The sequence below is a fragment of the Rothia kristinae NBRC 15354 genome, from assembly GCF_001570865.1.
GTDB classification, from domain to species: Bacteria; Actinomycetota; Actinomycetes; order Actinomycetales; family Micrococcaceae; genus Rothia; species Rothia kristinae.
In genome coordinates, this window is record NZ_BCSM01000013.1 from 65,204 (window position 1) to 81,287 (window position 16,084).

The following is a 16,084-nucleotide window of genomic DNA, read 5'->3' on the forward strand; positions in this document are numbered from 1 at the left end:
TCCGGCGCGCCGACGTCGACGGCCCCGCACCCGTCCCGCCCTCGGGCGGTCGGGATGCGGGGCCGTCGCAGCGGGGTCGCTCAGTAGCGCTGGCGGTGGGTCAGCACGACGTCGGAGCGCTGGAACTCCTTCAGATCCGAGTACCCGGTGGTGGCCATCGCCCGGCGCACCGCGCCCATGAGGTTCGAGGTGCCGTCCACATGGTGGCTGGGCCCGTAGAGGACCTCCTGCAGGGAGCCGACCTGCTCCATCGGGGTGCGGGTCCCGCGCGGGAACTCCGGGTGGTGGGCCTCCGGACCCCAGTGGTACCCGCGCCCGGGGGCCTCCGCGGCCCGGGCCAGGGGCGCGCCGATCATCACGGCGTCAGCCCCCATGGCCATGGCCTTGACCATGTCCCCGGACAGGCCCATCCCGCCGTCGGCGATCACGTGCACGTACCGGCCGCCGGACTCATCCAGGTAGTCCGAGCGCGCCTGGGCGGCGTCGGAGATGGCCGAAGCCATCGCGGCGTGGATGCCCAGGGCGCGGCGGGTGGTGCTGGCCGCTCCCCCGCCGAAGCCCACCAGGACCCCGGCCGCACCGGTGCGCATCAGGTGCAGGGCCGGGGCGTAGCCGGCGGCCCCGCCCACGATCACCGGGACGTCCAGCTCGTAGATGAAGCGCTTGAGGTCCAGGGGCTCCTGATTCTGGGACACGTGCTCCGCGGAGACGGTGGTCCCACGGATCACGAACAGGTCCACCCCGGCCTTCACCACGGTCTCGTAGTGCTCCTGGGTGCGCTGCGGGGTCAGGGCCCCCGCCACCACGACCCCGGCCTCGCGGATCTGGGCCAGGCGGGCGGTGATCAACTCCGGCTTGATCGGCTCGGCGTAGATCTTCTGCATCCGGGAGGTCACCCGCGGCATGTCGTCCCGGGGCAGCAGGGAGATCTCCTCCAGGTACGGCTCCGGGTCCTCGTAGCGGGTCCACAGCCCCTCCAGGTTCAGCACCCCGAGCCCGCCCAGGCGCCCCAGGGCGATGGCCGTCTCCGGGGACATCACGGAGTCCATGGGCGCCCCGAGGATCGGGGTCGGGAAGGAGAAGGCATCGATCTGCCAGTCCGTGCTCACGTCCCGGGGATCGCGGGTGCGCCGGGAGGGGACCAGGGCGACGTCGTCCAGGGAGTAGGTGCGGCGGGCGCGCTTCCAGCGCCCGATCTCGATGTCGTTCACGGGTGTTCTCGTCCTTTCGGGCTCCGACGCCGGGCGCGGCACACCACCCGGGAAGGGGCGTGAGCGGGCCGGGTCGGAGCGGGCCTCAGCGGCGGTAGTTGGGGGCCTCGACGGTCATCATGATGTCGTGCGGGTGGGATTCCTTCAGCCCCGCCGGGGTGATGCGCACGAAGCGGCCCTTGTGCTTGAGCTCGTCGATGTCGTGGGAGCCGACGTAGAACATGGTCTGGCGCAAGCCCCCCTCCAGCTGGTGCAGCACCGCGGCCAGCGGCCCGCGGTAGGCCACCTGGCCCTCGATGCCCTCCGGGATCAGCTTGTCCTCGCCCTTCACGTCCGCCTGGAAGTAGCGGTCCTTGGAGTAGGAGACGTTCTTGCCGCGGGTCTGCATGGCCCCCAGCGACCCCATGCCGCGGTAGGCCTTGAACTGCTTGCCGTTGACGAAGATCAGGTCCCCGGGGGACTCGTCGCACCCGGCGAGCATGGACCCGAGCATCACGGAGTCCGCCCCGGCCACCAGGGCCTTGCCGATCTCCCCGGAGTGCTGCAGCCCGCCGTCGGCGATCAGCGGGACGCCTGCGGGGATGGTGGCCTTGGCGGATTCGTTGATCGCGGTGATCTGGGGGACGCCGACGCCGGCGATGATGCGGGTGGTGCAGATCGAGCCCGGCCCCACCCCGACCTTCACGGCGTCGGCCCCGGCGTCGACGATGGCCTGGGCGCCCTCGCGGGTGGCGGCCTGCCCGCCGATGATGTCCACGTGGTCCGCGGCCGGGTCCTTCTTCAGCCGCGCGATCATGTCCAGCACGCCCTGGGAGTGGCCGTTGGCGGTGTCGATGAACAGCGCATCCACCCCGGCCTCGATCAGAGCCATGGCCCGGTCGTAGCCGTCGCCGAAGAAGCCGACGGCCGCGCCCACGCGCAGGCGGTCCTCCTCGTCCTTGGTGGCGTGGGGGTACTGCTCGGTCTTGGTGAAGTCCTTGACGGTGATCAGCCCGGTGAGCTTCCCGGCGTCGTCCACCAGCGGCAGCTTCTCGATCTTGTGGGAGGACAGCAGGGCGAAGGCCTCGTCCTTGCTCATCCCCTCGTGCCCGGTGACCAGGGGCATCGGGGTCATCACCTCGCGCACGGTGCGCACGGGGAACTCGGATTCCGGCAGGTAGCGGGTGTCCCGGTTGGTGATGATCCCGACCAGCGTGCCGTCCTCGTCCACGACGGGCAGCCCGGAGACCTTGTAGTGCCCGCACAGCTGGTCCAGCTCCTCGAGGGTGGCCTCGGGGCCGACGGTCACCGGCTTGGTGATCATCCCGGATTCGCTGCGCTTGACCCGATCCACGTGCTCGGCCTGGTCCTGGATGGACAGGTTGCGGTGGATCACGCCCATCCCGCCGAGGCGGGCCATGGCGATGGCCATGCGGGAGTCCGTGACGGTGTCCATGGCCGCGGAGATGATGGGGGTTTTCAGGGTGATGCGCCGGGACAGGCGGGTGCGGGTGTCCGCCTCCGAGGGGATCACGCTGGTGTTGCCGGGCAGCAGCAGGACGTCGTCGTAGGTCAGGCCGGTCAGGCCGAACGGGTCCTCGGACAGTGCGGTGGGCTGGGTCACGGGTGCTGAGCCTTTCGCTGGGCGCGGGCCGCGTCCGGGCGGGCCGCTCGACGGACACCGAGGCGGCTTCCGCGGGACACGCGGGTATTCCTCCCCCCATCCTAGACGCCGGGCCGGAGGTCCTCAGCCGTCGATGCGCTGGGCCGCGTCCGCGGTCCGCCGAGCCGTCTCGAAGCGTTCGTCGAAGAACGCCTGGGCGGTGCGCACGTAGGTGGCCGTGATGTGGTTGTCGTCGATGTAGGTGTACACGTTGCCGACCTCGGGCGGGCAGCGGCCTTCTGGGCAGATGATGTCGTCCATGTCCACGGAGGCGTATCCGGGAATGGACCGCTGCCAGGCCAGCGTGGGATCGCCGGTGCCGGCCGTGACGTGTTCGAAGGTGCAGGCATCCAGCCCCTTCTGCTTCTCGCAGTCCATGTGCGACTGAGGGAAGCGGGCGTTGTCCCTGATGCCGATAACTCGGATGCCCTGGCCCGACCATCGGCGAACCTGCTCCTCCGTTCCGGGCCGGATGACCTCTGCGGCGCCGTCATGGGTGGCGAAGGTGGACTGGATCACCAGGTCGTCCGGGTGCAATCGGTTGATCAGCTCCTCCGCTCGAGGCACCCACTGCTGGCACTGCTCGGAGCCGTTGTCCTGGGCGGTGGTGAAGTAGCACCCCGGGTAGCGGATGAAGATCAGATCTTCGTTGCTGCGCCGCGCCCGATCCATCATCGCGGTCATCCACTGCTCCGTGTGGGAGTTGCCGACCGCCACGACGGTGCGGTCAGGCTGATCCTGGCGCACCGAGTAGTAGCACTGCTCGCCGGGCAGGCCGGCGGGTGCCGGATGCATGACTCGATCGCAGGTGCTGCCCAAGTGGCTCTGAGCCCAGTCACCGACCCGCACCACCTCGGTGGGGGTCAGTTCCGGATCAGGATCTCCTTGGTACACGTACCCGGACTCCAGGATCCTGGCCCCGGGGTAATCCCGCTCCGCATGAGCATCCAAGACCGCCTGGCGGTGGCGGATCTGTCCCTGCCATCCCATCGCCGCGCCCAGCCCCAGGCACAGGCACAGGCCGATGACCGCCAGGGAGCGCCAGCGCCCGGCCTCGGCCCACCGCCAGGAGCGCAGCGGCGCATCCACCCAGCGGGTCAGAGCGACGGCGCCGGCCAGCGACAGGGCCAGCAGGCCGACCCCGGAGACGAACCCGGCCTTCTCCTGGCCGACGTGGGAGAGATAGAAGACCAGCAGCGGCCAGTGCAGCAGGTACAGGGCGTAGGAGTATCCGCCCAGACGCACCAGAGGACCCCAGGACAGCAGACGGTCCGCACCCCAGCGGGTGCCGGTCTGCCCCGCGAAGATCACGAGGCTGGCCGCCAGCGTCGGCCACAGGGCGATCCATCCGGGGAACGCTCCCTGCACATCCAGGACCGCTCCGCACAGGAGGATCGCCGCGACCCCGATCCACCCCAGCCCGGCCCGCACCCGGGCCGGGGCGCGCAGCAGCGGCAGCAGGATCGCCAGCAGGGAGCCCAGGGCGAACTCCCACAGCCGAGCGAAGGTGTTGAAGTACGCGGACTGCTGATCCGCACTGGTGAGGATCACCGAGAAAGCCAGCGACGCCGCGAAGATCAGACCGAACAGCGTCCCCAGCACGGCACGGGCCGGTAGGCGCAGGCCCCGGATGATGAGGGCCCCGAGCGCGAACAGCAGGGGCCAGGTCAGGAAGATCTGCCCCTGCACGGACAGCGACCAGAAGTGGCGCAGCGGGGAGGCCGCACCGGAGTCCGCGGCGTAGTAATCCACCGCGTGGGCGATCGAGTACCAGTTCTCCCAGTACGTCAGCACCGAGACGGACTCCCGCAGGATCGGCAGCCAGCGCTCCGGACCCAGCAGCGCCCGCGTTCCGACCAGCACCAGCAGCACCGTGAGCACCGCCAGGGGCAGGATCCGTTTGAACACGTGCACCCAGTACGTGCTCAACCGCCGCCACCCGATCCGCTCCCCGCGTTCGATCCGGCGGGTGAAGGACAGCGTCATCAGGAACGCGGAGATGAACAGGAACACATCCACCCCGCCGGAGACCCGACCGAACCAGATGTGGTACGCGGCGACCAGCAGCACGGCCAGCGAGCGCAGCCCCTGGATCTCCGGCCGGAATGCCGGGGCGGGGGCAGGGGCCCGACCCGTGCCCAGCCCCACGGCGTCGCGGACGGTGGACGGCGGCTGCGTGCCCGGGGCCGCGGCGGGGGCTGAGGGGATCGATGATGGCGGGGTCATGCGGAGAAAGGGGGATCCTCGACGGGGCGGCGACTGCGGAAGTGAGCGTCCCCGCTCCGAGCGGGGGCAAACCCTCACATCCTAGCCGAATCGGGGCTTCCGGCTCGGCAGCCCCGTCCCCCTCCCCACGGGGTTCCGACCTGAGCGCACCGGCTCCGCGGCCCTCGCCTCCGGGCTGATGCGGCGGACGGAACGCGCGATCCCCGCCGCCGGAGGCCCCGGTTGGACGGGGCATCGGGCGACGGGGATCGCGCGGAGACGGGCCCGCGCATCACGGGACCCGGAGGGAAGAGGCTAGTCCTCGTCCTCCTCCTCGGGCTGATCCACCACCAGGGTCTCGGTGGTCAGCACCAGGGAGGCGATGGAGGCGGCGTTCTCCAGGGCGGAGCGGGTGACCTTGACGGGGTCGATGACCCCGGCCGCCACCAGATCCTCGTACTGCCCGGTCGCGGCGTTGTAGCCGTGGCCGACCTCCTGCTCCGCGACCCGGGCGGCGACGACGAATCCGTCGGCCCCGGCGTTCTCCGCGATCCAGCGCAGCGGCTGGTTCAGGGAGCGGCGCACGATGTCCACCGCGGTGCGGGCGTCCTCGGCGCTCAGGCCGAGGTCCTCATCCAGGGCCTTCGCGGCGTGGACCAGGGCGGAGCCGCCGCCGGCGACGATGCCCTCCTCCAGCGCGGCGCGGGTGGAGGAGACAGCGTCCTCGATGCGGTGCTTGCGCTCCTTGGCCTCGACCTCCGTCGCGGCGCCGACCTTGATGACGGACACGCCGCCGGCCAGCTTCGCCAGGCGCTCCTTGAGCTTCTCGCGGTCCCACTCGGAGTCCACGCGCTCGACCTCGGCGCGCAGCTGGGCCACGCGCTCGGCCAGGGCCTGCTCGGAGCCGCCGCCGTCCACGACGGTGGTCTCGTCCTTGGTCACGGTGACCCGCCGGGCGGTGCCCAGCTGGTCCAGGGTGACCGAGTCCAGGGTGATGCCCAGCTCGGAGGTGATGACCTCGCCGCCGGTGAGGATCGCCAGGTCCTGCATGATCGCCTTGCGGCGGTCCCCGAAGCCGGGGGCCTTCAGGGCGACGACGTCGAGGTTGCCGCGCAGCTTGTTCACCACCAGGGTGGACAGAGCCTCGCCCTCGACGTCCTCGGCGATGATGGTCAGCGGCTTCTTGGCCTGCACGACCTTCTCCAGGACCGGCATGAGGTCCTGCACGGAGGAGATCTTGCCCTGGTGGATCAGCACCAGGGAGTCCTCCAGCACGGCCTCCTGCCGCTCGGCGTCGGTCACGAAGGACGGGGACAGGTAGCCCTTGTCGAACTGCATGCCCTCGGTCACGGACAGCTCGATCTCCGTGGAGGAGCCGTCCTCGATGGTGATCACACCGTCCTTGCCGACCTTCTCGAAGGCCTCGGCCAGCAGCTGGCCGATCTGCTCGGACTGGGCGGAGATGGCCGCGACGTGCGCGACCTCCTGGCCCTCGACCTCGCGGGCGTTGGCGCGCAGGCGCTCGGAGACGGCCTGCACGGCCGCCTCGATGCCCCGGCGGATCTCGTTGGGCGCGGCCCCGGCGGCCACGTTGCGCAGCCCCTCGGTGACCAGCGCCTGGGCGAGCACGGTCGCGGTGGTGGTGCCGTCGCCGGCGACGTCGTTGGTCTTGGTGGCGACCTCCTTGGCCAGCTGGGCGCCGAGGTTCTCGTAGGGGTCGTCCAGCTCGACCTCGCGGGCGATGGTCACGCCGTCGTTGGTGATGATCGGCGCCCCCCACTGCTTATCCAGGACCACGTTGCGCCCGCGGGGGCCGAGGGTCACCTTGACGGTGTCGGCCAGCTTGTCCACACCGGCCATGAGGGCCTTGCGGGCGGCGTCATCGAATCGCAGCTGCTTTGCCATGGAACGTCATGACTCCTTGTCGTGAAGGGTGGGTGCGGGTCTCGTGCGCGGATGCGTGAGACTACTTCTCGACGACGGCCAGCACGTCCCGCGCGGAGAGCACGAGGTACTCCTGGCCGGAGTACTTGACCTCGGTCCCGCCGTACTTGGAGTAGATGACGACGTCGCCCTCGGCGACGTCCACGGGCAAGCGGTTGCCCTTGTCGTCCACGCGGCCGGGGCCCACGGCCACGACCTTGCCCTCCTGGGGCTTCTCCTTGGCGGTGTCCGGGATGACCAGCCCGGAGGCGGTGGTCTGCTCGGCCTCGACGGGCTGGACGACGATGCGGTCTTCCAGGGGCTTGATGGAGACGGACATGGTGGACCTTCTTCCTTGGGTTGTCGGTACGCGGCATGAGCCTGTGGGTGAGGCGAGCCAACCGTCGTCGCGGTGCCGATTGAGCGCCAGGCCCAGTTAGCACCCTGAGTGCCAGAGTGCTAAAGCCGACTCTATTCCGGGCGTTAGCAGAGGGTCAAGGCGAGTGCCAGCCTCCGCCGAGGGCGGAACCGACGCCGCCGTCCGGGGCCCGGTTAGGGTGGAGCGCGTGAGCCTCCCCAACCTCTCCCCCGCCCCGCCAGCACCCTTCGACGAGCAGGAGCTGACGCTGCTGGCCGGCCTGGACTACCGCGAGCAGGACGCCCTGGCCGCCTCCACCCGGCTGCGCGCGGCCGGACTGGACGCGGACCGGGCCGCCGCCGTGCTGACCCAGGCCAAGCTGCGCGGCGAGGCCGCGGCCAAGTTCGGACCCGAGGCCGAGCACCTGCTGCTGACCCGGCCGGGGCTGGAGCAGGCCACCCGCCGGGCCGTGGCCGAGCACCACGCCGCCCGGTTGCGCGCGGCCGGACTGGGCTCGGTGGCGGACCTGGGCTGCGGGCTGGGCGCGGACACCCTGGCCTTCGCCCGGGCCGGGCTCTGCGTGCTGGCCGTGGAGATCGACCCGCACACGGCTGCCTGCGCGGCCGCGAACCTCCGGTCCTTCCCCGACGCCCGGGTGCTGGTCGGCGACGTCGAGCAGCTGGAGCCGGGGCAGCTGAGGTGCCCGGACGGCGGCGCGATGACGGCCCTGTGGCTGGATCCGGCCCGCCGGGAATCCGGCCGCGGGCGCACCCGGCAGCGGATCTTCGACCCCGAGGCCTTCTCCCCGCCGTTCTCCGTCATCCGCCGCCTGGCCGCGACCGGCGTGCCGATGGGGGTCAAGATGGGCCCGGGCATGGACCGGGCCGCGATCCCCCCGGAGGCCACCGCCGAATGGGTCAGCCACGGCGGGGACGTGGTGGAGGTCGTCCTGTGGTTCAACGCCCTGGCCACCCCCGGGGTGCGCCGGCGCGCCACCGTGCTGGGACCGGACCCACTGGTCCCGCGGGCTCTGCACGTGCTGGACTCCCCCGTGGCCGCCGAGCAGGAGCCCGCGGCCCCCGTCGGCCCGCCCGGGGCGTACCTGTACGAACCCGACGGCGCCGTGATCCGCTCCGGGCAGGTGCGAGCCCTGGCCGAGGCCGTCGACGGGCACCTGCTGGATGAGCGCATCGCCTACGTGACCTCCGATGACGCCCGAGAGCTGGACTGGGCCCGGTGCTGGCGGATCGCGGCGCGCCTGCCCCTGCACGAGAAGACCCTGCGCCGCTGGGTGCGCGAGCACGGCGTCACGTCCCTGACCGTGAAGAAGCGGGGGGTCGACGTCGTGCCGGAGCGGCTGCGCAGGCGCCTGCTGGCCGGTGCGTCCCGGGGGCCGGGGTCAGGCGGGAGGCACGCGACGCTGCTCGCGACCCGCTGGGACGAGCCCGGCGGGGAGCAGCGGGCCTGCTTCGTCGTCGAACCCGTCTGAGCCCGCTCACCTGCTGGGATGCCGCCATCGGCCGGTGACCGGCGCGGATAGGATGAAGCGATCACGTCTGGAGGCCCTCATGCTCGAATTCGCCAGCTCCACCCAGTCCACCCTCGGCATCGAATGGGAGGTCGCCCTGGTGGACCGCGCCAGCGGCGCGATGATCGGGGCCGCGCCCGAGCTGTTCGAGGTGCTCACCGCACCTCACCGGGACCTCATCCACCCGGAGGGGCTGACCCCGCACCTGACCCGGGAGTTCCTGGCCAACACCATCGAGATGGTCACCGGCGTGAATGAGCGGGTCGGCGAGGCCGTCGAGCAGCTGGCCGGGATGGTCGAGAAGATCCGCCGCCACACCGACCCCCTGGGCGTGGAGATCTTCTCCGCCGGGACCCACCCCCTGGCCCGGTGGGAGGAGCAGGTCATCTCGGACAAGGAGCGCTACCGCAAGGTCCTGGAGCGCACGCAGTACTGGGGCTACCAGATGATGATCTACGGGGTGCACGTGCACGTGGGCGTGGATTCCCGGGACAAGGCCCTGCCCACCGTGAACCACCTGGTCAACCACTACGGGCACCTGCTGGCGCTGTCCGCGAACTCCCCGTTCTGGCAGGGCCACGACACCGGCTACGCCTCGCAGCGGGCCATGATCTTCCAGCAGATCCCGACCTCCGGGATGCCGTACCTGTTCCAGCGGTGGGAGGAGTTCGAGCAGTACACCCGGGATCTGATGGACACCGGCGTCATCGAGGAGGACTCGGAGAACCGCTGGGACGTGCGCCCGGTGCCGCGCTACGGCACCGTGGAGATGCGCATCTGCGACGGCGCCTCGACCCTGCAGGAGATCGGGGCCATGGCGGCCCTGACCCAGTGCCTGGCGGAGGAGGCCTCCCGCACCGTGGAGGCCGGCGGCACCATCCCGGTGCTGCGCCGCTGGAGCGCGGAGGAGAACAAGTGGCGTGCGGCCCGCTACGGGCTGGATGCCGAGGTGATCCTGGATCCGAGCAACCGGGAGGCGCCGCTGCGCGAGGAGATCCCGCGGATGCTGGATCGACTGGCCCCGCTGGCCGATGACCTGGGCTGCGCCGAGGAGCTGGCGGAGATCGAGCGGATCCTGGAGCGCGGCACCGGAGCCGAGCGGCAGCGGCGGGTGGCCGCCCGGCACGACGGCGACCTGCGCGCCGTCGTGCGGGACCTGACCCGCCTGACCCGCACCGGGTACTGACCGGCGTCGGCCCGGGCCGGGTCTCAGGGCAGGCGGCTCACGAAAGGAGAATCAGGGCAGGCAGATCGAGGTGACCGGCAGGGACGGGTCCGGGGTGAAGCCCAGCCCCGTGGGGGCCGTGCCCGCCGCGACCAGGCGCGAGCCCAGGGCCGCGACCATCGCGCCGTTGTCCGTGCACAGGCTCAGCGGGGGCACCACCAGGCGCACCCCGTGCTGCCCGCAGCGCTGCTCGGCCAGGGCCCGCAGCCGCGAGTTGGCGGCCACGCCCCCGCCCAGCAGCAGCGTGCCGATGCCCTGCTCCGCGCAGGCCAGCATGGCCTTGGCGGTGATGACGTCGGCCACGGCCTCCTGGAAGGAGACGGCGACGTCGGCCACCGGCACCGGCTCCCCGCGCGCCTCGAAGCCCTCCACCACCCGCGCCACGGCGGTCTTCAGCCCGGAGAACGAGAAGTCGTAGCGGTGCGGCCCGGGCGCCTCGGCGCTGCCGAGGTACTTGGGCGCACTGAGCCCCCGGGGGAAGCGGAAGGCCCGAGGGTCCCCCTCGCGGGCGACCCGATCGATCGCGGGACCCCCGGGGTAGGGCAGCCCGAGGATGCGGGCCACCTTGTCGTAGGCCTCCCCGGCCGCGTCATCCAGGGTCGCCCCGAGCAGGCGGACGTCCCCGGCGATGTCGTGCACTCGCAGGATCTCCGTGTGCCCCCCGGAGACCAGCAGCGCCCCGAGATCCTCCGGCAGCCTCCCGTCCGGGCCGGTGACCGCGCCGGACTGCCCCTCCAGCAGGCCCACCCCCACGTGCGCGACGAGGTGGTTGATCGCATACAGCGGCTTGCCGGTGGCCGCGGCCAGCGCCTTGGCCGCGGCCACCCCGACCATGAGCGCCCCGGCCAGGCCCGGGCCGCCGGTCACTGCGAGCGCGTCCACCTGCCCCAGCTCGACGTCGGCCTCGGTCAGGGCCGCGTCCAGCGCGGGGATCATGGCCTCCAGGTGCGCGCGGGAGGCGATCTCCGGGATCACCCCGCCGAAGCGCACGTGCTCGGCCATCGAGGAGGAGACGGTGTTGGTCAGCAGCCGGTTCCCGGCCACGATCCCGATCCCGGTCTCATCGCACGAGGACTCGATGCCCAGCACGATCGGCTCGCGGTTCATTCCTGCTCCTCCTCGGTCTGCGGGTTCCCGGCCAGCGCCTCGGCGCCGACGGCCCCGATCGACGCCGTCCCGGTGAGGGCGGCACCGGTCGGGCCGGCCCCGGTCAGCACCGCCCCGTCCCGTCCGGGCTGCGGGGCCAGGTCCTTCTGCATGATCACGGCGTCGGCTCCGTCCCGGTAGTAGCGGGGCCGGATGTGCACGGCGCGGTAGCCGAGCCCCTCGTACAGGGCGCGCGCCCGGCCGTTGTCCTGGCGGACCTCGAGCATCATCCGCTGCGCCCCGGCGGTGCGGGCCTGCTCGTGCATCCGGTGCAGCAGCCAGCGCCCGATGCCGCGGCCCTCGTGTTCGGGAGCCACGGCCACGGTCTGCACGTCGGCGATCTCGGCGACGGCCATCATCCCGGCGTAGGCGATGACCTGTTCGGCCTCGTCCAGGACCGCGGTGTAGGCGCGGGTCGGGTGGGCGATCTCGGCGCGGAACATCTCGACCGGCCAGGCGTCGTGCGGGAAGAGGCGGGTCTCCAGCGCGTGGACCGCGGGGATGTCCGCCGCGCTCATCGGGCGGTGGCGGCAGTCTGAGGGCAGGCCGGGGCTCATCGGGTGGCCTTCTTGCGGGCGGCGGGCACGACGGCGTCGGATTCGCGCAGGTACAGGGGGCTGGTGCCCGCATCCAGGCTGTTCAGGCCCCGGCGCACCCCGGCCCGGGCGAGGTCCGCGGCCTGCGGGTGCGCCTGCTCCCACCCGGGCAGGGCGGGCAGCTGCTCGGGGTACAGTCCGGCGCCGCGCCCGACGACGGGCGGCAGCCGGTCCTGCCCGGTCAGGGCGGGGCCCAGCAGGTCCCGGATCCCCTCGGCCTTCCCGACCGCGGGGCCGGCCTCGCGCGCCCAGCCCCGGGCGGGGTCGGTGCGGTAGGCCGCGGCGTAGACCTCTCTGCGGCGGGCGTCGGCGGCGGCCAGGAAGGGCGCGCCGTGGACGGGCAGGTCCCGGTGGGCCGCCTCGGCCAGGGCGTCCAGGCTCATGACCCCGCGCACGGGCACCCCCCAGGCCCAGCCCAGGGCCCGGGCGGTCATGATCCCGGCGCGCAGTCCGGTGAAGGGGCCGGGGCCGATGCCGACCAGGATGAGCCCCAGCGCCGTGCCGGGCACCCCGGCCTGCTCCAGGAGCCGACGCAGCCCCGGCGCGGTGGCCTCCGCGTGGGAGCGGGTGTCCTCGGTGGCGAAGGAGCCCAGCACCTCGGCGCGGCCGACGAGGTCGGGGCCCGTGGCCTCGGGGGCGCCGGCGTCGTCCGGCACGCGCAGCAGGGCGCCGCTGGCGATGGAGGAGGTGTCGCAGCTGAGGATGAGCACCCGCCTAAGTGTAGTTCCCCCTCCCGACGCACCCCCGGGGCGCGTCAGCCGCGCAGGGCGGCCTCCAGGCGCCGGGCCAGGTCCCGCCCGGCCTGCCCGGTCCAGCGGGGCCCGAACGCCGCCAGCCGGGCCCGACGCGGGTCCTCGTCGTCCTCGTCGCCCTCCACCACCGGGGCGGCCTCCCCCGTGGCCCGCTCCAGGGTCAGCTCCAGGCGAGACTCGGCCAGGTGCTCCACCAGCCCGCGCCCCCATTCCACGACGGTCACGGCCCGGTCCTGGGTGGCCTCCAGATCCAGGTCGTCCACCTCCTCGACCGAGCCCAGCCGGTAGGCGTCCACGTGCACCAGGTCCGGTCCGCCGGGCCGGGGGCCGTCGGGGTCGTTGGGGTGGATGCGGGCCAGGACGAAGGTCGGGGAGATCACGGAGCCGCGCACCCCGAGGGCCTTCCCCAGGGCGCGGGTGAAGGTGGTCTTCCCGGCGCCGAGCTCACCGGTGAGCACCAGGAGGTCCCCGGCGCGCAGCGCGGCGGCCAGCGCCCGGGCCAGACGGCCGGTCGCGGCGAGGTCGGGCAGGGCCACCTCGGTCAGCGGTTTGGGCAGTGTCTCCTCTTCCCCGGGACCGGGGGCGGCGGGCCGGCTCATGCCGACTCCCCCGCCGCGGCCTCGCCCTGCCCGCGCGCCCCATCGGCGGCCTCGGTCTCACCTTCGGCTTCGGAGCGGGGCGTGAGGTAGACCCGGTCCACGCGCGGGGAGATGCGGGTGACGATCTCGTAGTTGATGGTCCCGGCGGCCTGCGCCCACTCCTCCACCGCGGGGTTCTCCCCGGTGCCGAACAGCACGGCGGGGGCGTGCAGGTAGCCCAGGGCGGGGTCGCTCAGCCCGGGCTCGCCGAGGTCCACGACCATCTGGTCCATCGCGACCCGCCCCACGACCCGGAAGGTCCGGGCGGGCGCCCCGGCCGGGTGGATGCGCACCGGGCCGTGTTCGGCCACGCGGGGGACGCCGTCGGCGTAGCCGACCGGGATCAGGGCGAGGGTGGTGGGGGTCTCGGTTCGGTAGCGCAGCCCGTAGGAGACGCCCTGCCCGGCCGGGACCTCCTTGACGGAGTCCACGAAGGTCTGCAGGGTCATCGCCGGGCGCAGCCCCAGCTCCTCCGACGGGATGCCTGGGAACGGGGACAGGCCGTAGAGAGCCAGGCCCACGCGCACGGCGTCGCGCAGGATCTCCCGGTGCTGGGCGTCGTCGCCGTCGGCCAGGGCCCCGGGGGTGTTGGCCAGGTGGCAGGTCCGCGGGTTCAGGCCCACTTCCCGGGCCTGGGCGACGGCGGCGTCGAAGCGGGCCAGCTGCTCGCGGGTCTCCGGGCGGGTCGGCTCATCGGCCACGGCCAGGTGGGAGAAGATGCCCACCACCTGCACGAGGCCCTCCTGCTCCAGGGTCCTGGCCCGGGCGGCGAAGCCGGGCCAGCCGCGGGCGGTGGCGCCGTTGCGGCCCAGGCCAGTGTCGATCTTCAGGTGCACGCGCGCGGTGCTCCCGGTCTGCCGGGCGGCCTCGGCGGCGGCCTCCAGATCCCAGCCGGAGACCCCGAGCTCGACGTCGCGGGCCACAGCCGCGGCGAAGTCCGTGGCGCGGGTGTGCAGCCAGGCCAGCACGGGCGCGTCGATCCCGGCCTCGCGCAGCTCGAGGGCCTCGCGCACGTGGGCCACCCCCAGCATGTCGGCACCTGCGCGCAGGGCGGCCCGGGCCACGGGCACCGCACCGTGCCCGTAGGCGTCGGCCTTCACGACGGCGATCAGCCGGGCGGGGGCGCAGCGGCGACGCAGCACCCGGACGTTGTGCTCGACGGCGCCCAGGTCGATCAGCGCGGCCCGCTCCGGGGGGAGCTGGGCGGAATCGGCCGTGGGGAGCGTGCTGGATGAATCGGGATCGGCGGAGGGGTCGGGGCGCTGTTCGGGCTTGCTCATGCGGCCATTGTCCCACCGGTCCCCGCGCCCGCGCGCCGCACCCGGCGGGCGGTGCGCTGGACGGCGGGCAAGCGGACGCCGGGGTGTCGGTGAGCGCACCGCAGCGGCGCGCGGGCATGGCCTAGACTCGGGTGCTGTGACTGCGCCCCCGGATGCCCCACCACCCGCCGCCCAGCGCACCGTCGCCGCCGACGAGCGCGCCCCGGGATCCCGGGGGCTGGTCCTGCACGTGCTGAGCATGCACACCTCTCCCCTGGCCCAGCCCGGCGACGGGGACGCCGGGGGCATGAACGTCTACATCGCGCACCTGTGCGCCGCCCTGGCCCGCGCCGGGCATCGCGTGGAGGTCTTCACCCTGGACACCTCGCCCGACGCCGCGAGCGCCCCGTCCGTGCGCACCGCGAGCCCCGCGCCGGGACTGCGGGTGCACACCCTGGCCCTGCCCGCGGCCGCCGGGGCCGGCAAGGCGGATCTCGCCCGACTGACCGGGGCCTTCGGGCGCGCCTGCGCCGAGGTGGCGCAGCGGCTGCCGGCCCCGGATGCGCTGCACGCGCACTACTGGCTGTCCGGGCAGGCCGCCCTGAGCCTGCGCGAGCAGCTGGGGCGCACGGCGGAGCGGCTGCCGCTGGTGCTGACCCTGCACACCACGGCCCGGATCAAGAACCGCCACGCCGGGGCCGGGGAGCCGCCGGAACCGCAGGAGCGGGCCGCGGCCGAAGAGGAGCTGCTGCGCGCTACCCAGGCCGTGATCGCCAACACCGACACCGAAGCGCGGGAGCTCGTGCAGCTGTACGGGGCGGATCCGCGGCGGCTGCACACGGTGCCCCCGGGGGTGGACGCCGCGGTCTTCCACCCGGACCCCGAGCGACCCACCTCCCCAGCGCCCGCCTCGCAGGAACCCGGATCGCAGACACTCGCCTCTCCGGAGTCCGCGCCGGAGGATGCCGCACCATCCGCGCGGGAGACGAGCGAGGACCCCGCGCCGTTCCGCATCCTGTTCGCAGGGCGCCCCCAGCCGCTGAAGGGCCCCGAGATCCTGATCCGGGCCCTGCCGGAGCTGATCCGCCGGGTCCCGGAGGCGCGGCTGGAGATCCGCGGCAGCGCCTCCCCGCAGTACCTGACGCGGCTGCGCGCGCTGGCCCGGGACGAGGGCGTCCTGGCGCGCTGCCGGTTCACCCCGGCCTGCCCCGCGCCCCAGCTCGCGTCCGCGATGCGCGCGGCCGACGTCGTGGCCTGCCCCTCCTCCTCCGAGACCTTCGGTCTGGTGGCCCTGGAGGCCCAGGCCTGCGGCACCCCGGTGGCAGCCTCCGACGTCGGCGGGCTGCGCACCGCCCTGAAGGACGGGCGCGCCGGGCTGCTGGTGCCCGAGCGTACCCCGCGGGCCTGGGCCCGGTCCCTGGCGCTGCTGGCCGAGGATCCGGCGCTGCGCGCCCGGCTGCGCGCCCGCGGCCTGGCCCACGCCCGCACCCTGACCTGGGACGACGCCGCCCGACGCACCGCCGCGGTCTACGAGGCCTTGGTCAGCGCCCGCTGACCCCACGGTCCACGGCACATCCCCGCCCCGCCCCCCCCCCAATCCG

At 73.3% G+C, this 16,084-nt stretch carries 13 protein-coding genes; 3 read left to right on the forward strand and 10 right to left on the reverse strand.

What is annotated here, in order from left to right; genetic code table 11:
* Positions 1-80 precede the first annotated feature (80 nt).
* The 5 genes from KKR01S_RS08630 to groES form a co-directional block, all read right to left on the reverse strand.
* Positions 81-1,211: a GuaB3 family IMP dehydrogenase-related protein gene (locus KKR01S_RS08630; protein WP_055684532.1), complete on the reverse strand. Its 1,131-nt coding sequence runs from the start codon at positions 1,209-1,211 to the stop codon at positions 81-83.
* An 85-nt stretch (positions 1,212-1,296) separates the two neighbouring features.
* Entirely contained in the window at positions 1,297-2,814 is a 1,518-nt protein-coding gene (guaB, locus tag KKR01S_RS08635) for an IMP dehydrogenase (RefSeq protein WP_055684533.1), read from the reverse strand.
* 123 nt (positions 2,815-2,937) lie between these two features.
* A complete protein-coding gene (locus tag KKR01S_RS08640) occupies positions 2,938-5,079 on the reverse strand; it encodes an acyltransferase family protein (protein WP_061225787.1) in 2,142 nt (713 codons plus the stop codon).
* Between the two features lie 294 nt (positions 5,080-5,373).
* Complete coding sequence (gene groL, locus KKR01S_RS08645; RefSeq protein ID WP_061225788.1) at positions 5,374-6,963, reverse strand: chaperonin GroEL; 1,590 nt, start codon at positions 6,961-6,963, stop codon at positions 5,374-5,376.
* A 61-nt stretch (positions 6,964-7,024) separates the two neighbouring features.
* A complete protein-coding gene (gene groES, locus KKR01S_RS08650) occupies positions 7,025-7,321 on the reverse strand; it encodes a co-chaperone GroES (protein WP_061225789.1) in 297 nt (98 codons plus the stop codon).
* Positions 7,322-7,547: 226 nt separating this feature from the next.
* Between groES and KKR01S_RS08655 the strand changes: the two genes are divergently transcribed.
* Both KKR01S_RS08655 and KKR01S_RS08660 read left to right on the forward strand, forming a co-directional pair.
* Positions 7,548-8,828 (forward strand): class I SAM-dependent methyltransferase, encoded by a 1,281-nt coding sequence (locus KKR01S_RS08655; RefSeq protein ID WP_244884132.1) that lies wholly within the window; start codon positions 7,548-7,550, stop codon positions 8,826-8,828.
* Positions 8,829-8,880: 52 nt separating this feature from the next.
* Positions 8,881-10,053 carry a glutamate--cysteine ligase gene (locus tag KKR01S_RS08660; RefSeq protein ID WP_058730502.1) on the forward strand — a complete coding sequence of 391 codons (1,173 nt, stop codon included), beginning with the start codon at positions 8,881-8,883 and terminating at the stop codon, positions 10,051-10,053.
* 51 nt (positions 10,054-10,104) lie between these two features.
* Here the strand turns inward: KKR01S_RS08660 and tsaD are convergent, their stop codons facing one another.
* From tsaD to alr, 5 genes are read right to left on the reverse strand one after another with little or no spacing between them, the layout of a single operon-like run.
* The gene (gene tsaD / locus KKR01S_RS08665; RefSeq protein ID WP_058730503.1) at positions 10,105-11,199 is read right to left on the reverse strand and encodes a tRNA (adenosine(37)-N6)-threonylcarbamoyltransferase complex transferase subunit TsaD; all 1,095 of its coding nucleotides are present in this window, start codon (positions 11,197-11,199) and stop codon (positions 10,105-10,107) included.
* Complete coding sequence (gene rimI / locus KKR01S_RS08670; RefSeq protein WP_081046246.1) at positions 11,196-11,795, reverse strand: ribosomal protein S18-alanine N-acetyltransferase; 600 nt, start codon at positions 11,793-11,795, stop codon at positions 11,196-11,198. Before rimI ends, tsaD begins: the two co-directional genes overlap by 4 nt.
* Positions 11,792-12,544, reverse strand: coding sequence for a tRNA (adenosine(37)-N6)-threonylcarbamoyltransferase complex dimerization subunit type 1 TsaB (tsaB, locus tag KKR01S_RS08675; RefSeq protein WP_058730504.1), 753 nt, complete (start codon positions 12,542-12,544; stop codon positions 11,792-11,794). Before tsaB ends, rimI begins: the two co-directional genes overlap by 4 nt.
* Positions 12,545-12,588: 44 nt before the next feature.
* Positions 12,589-13,185, reverse strand: a complete 597-nt coding sequence (gene tsaE, locus KKR01S_RS08680) for a tRNA (adenosine(37)-N6)-threonylcarbamoyltransferase complex ATPase subunit type 1 TsaE (RefSeq protein WP_081046245.1) — start codon at positions 13,183-13,185, stop codon at positions 12,589-12,591.
* Positions 13,182-14,504 (reverse strand): alanine racemase, encoded by a 1,323-nt coding sequence (alr, locus tag KKR01S_RS08685; protein WP_058730505.1) that lies wholly within the window; start codon positions 14,502-14,504, stop codon positions 13,182-13,184. Before alr ends, tsaE begins: the two co-directional genes overlap by 4 nt.
* 136 nt (positions 14,505-14,640) lie before the next feature.
* On the opposite strand from alr, the gene KKR01S_RS08690 reads away from it, so the two are divergent.
* Complete coding sequence (locus KKR01S_RS08690) at positions 14,641-16,038, forward strand: glycosyltransferase (RefSeq protein ID WP_061225790.1); 1,398 nt, start codon at positions 14,641-14,643, stop codon at positions 16,036-16,038.
* The last annotated feature ends 46 nt before the right edge of the window (positions 16,039-16,084 follow it).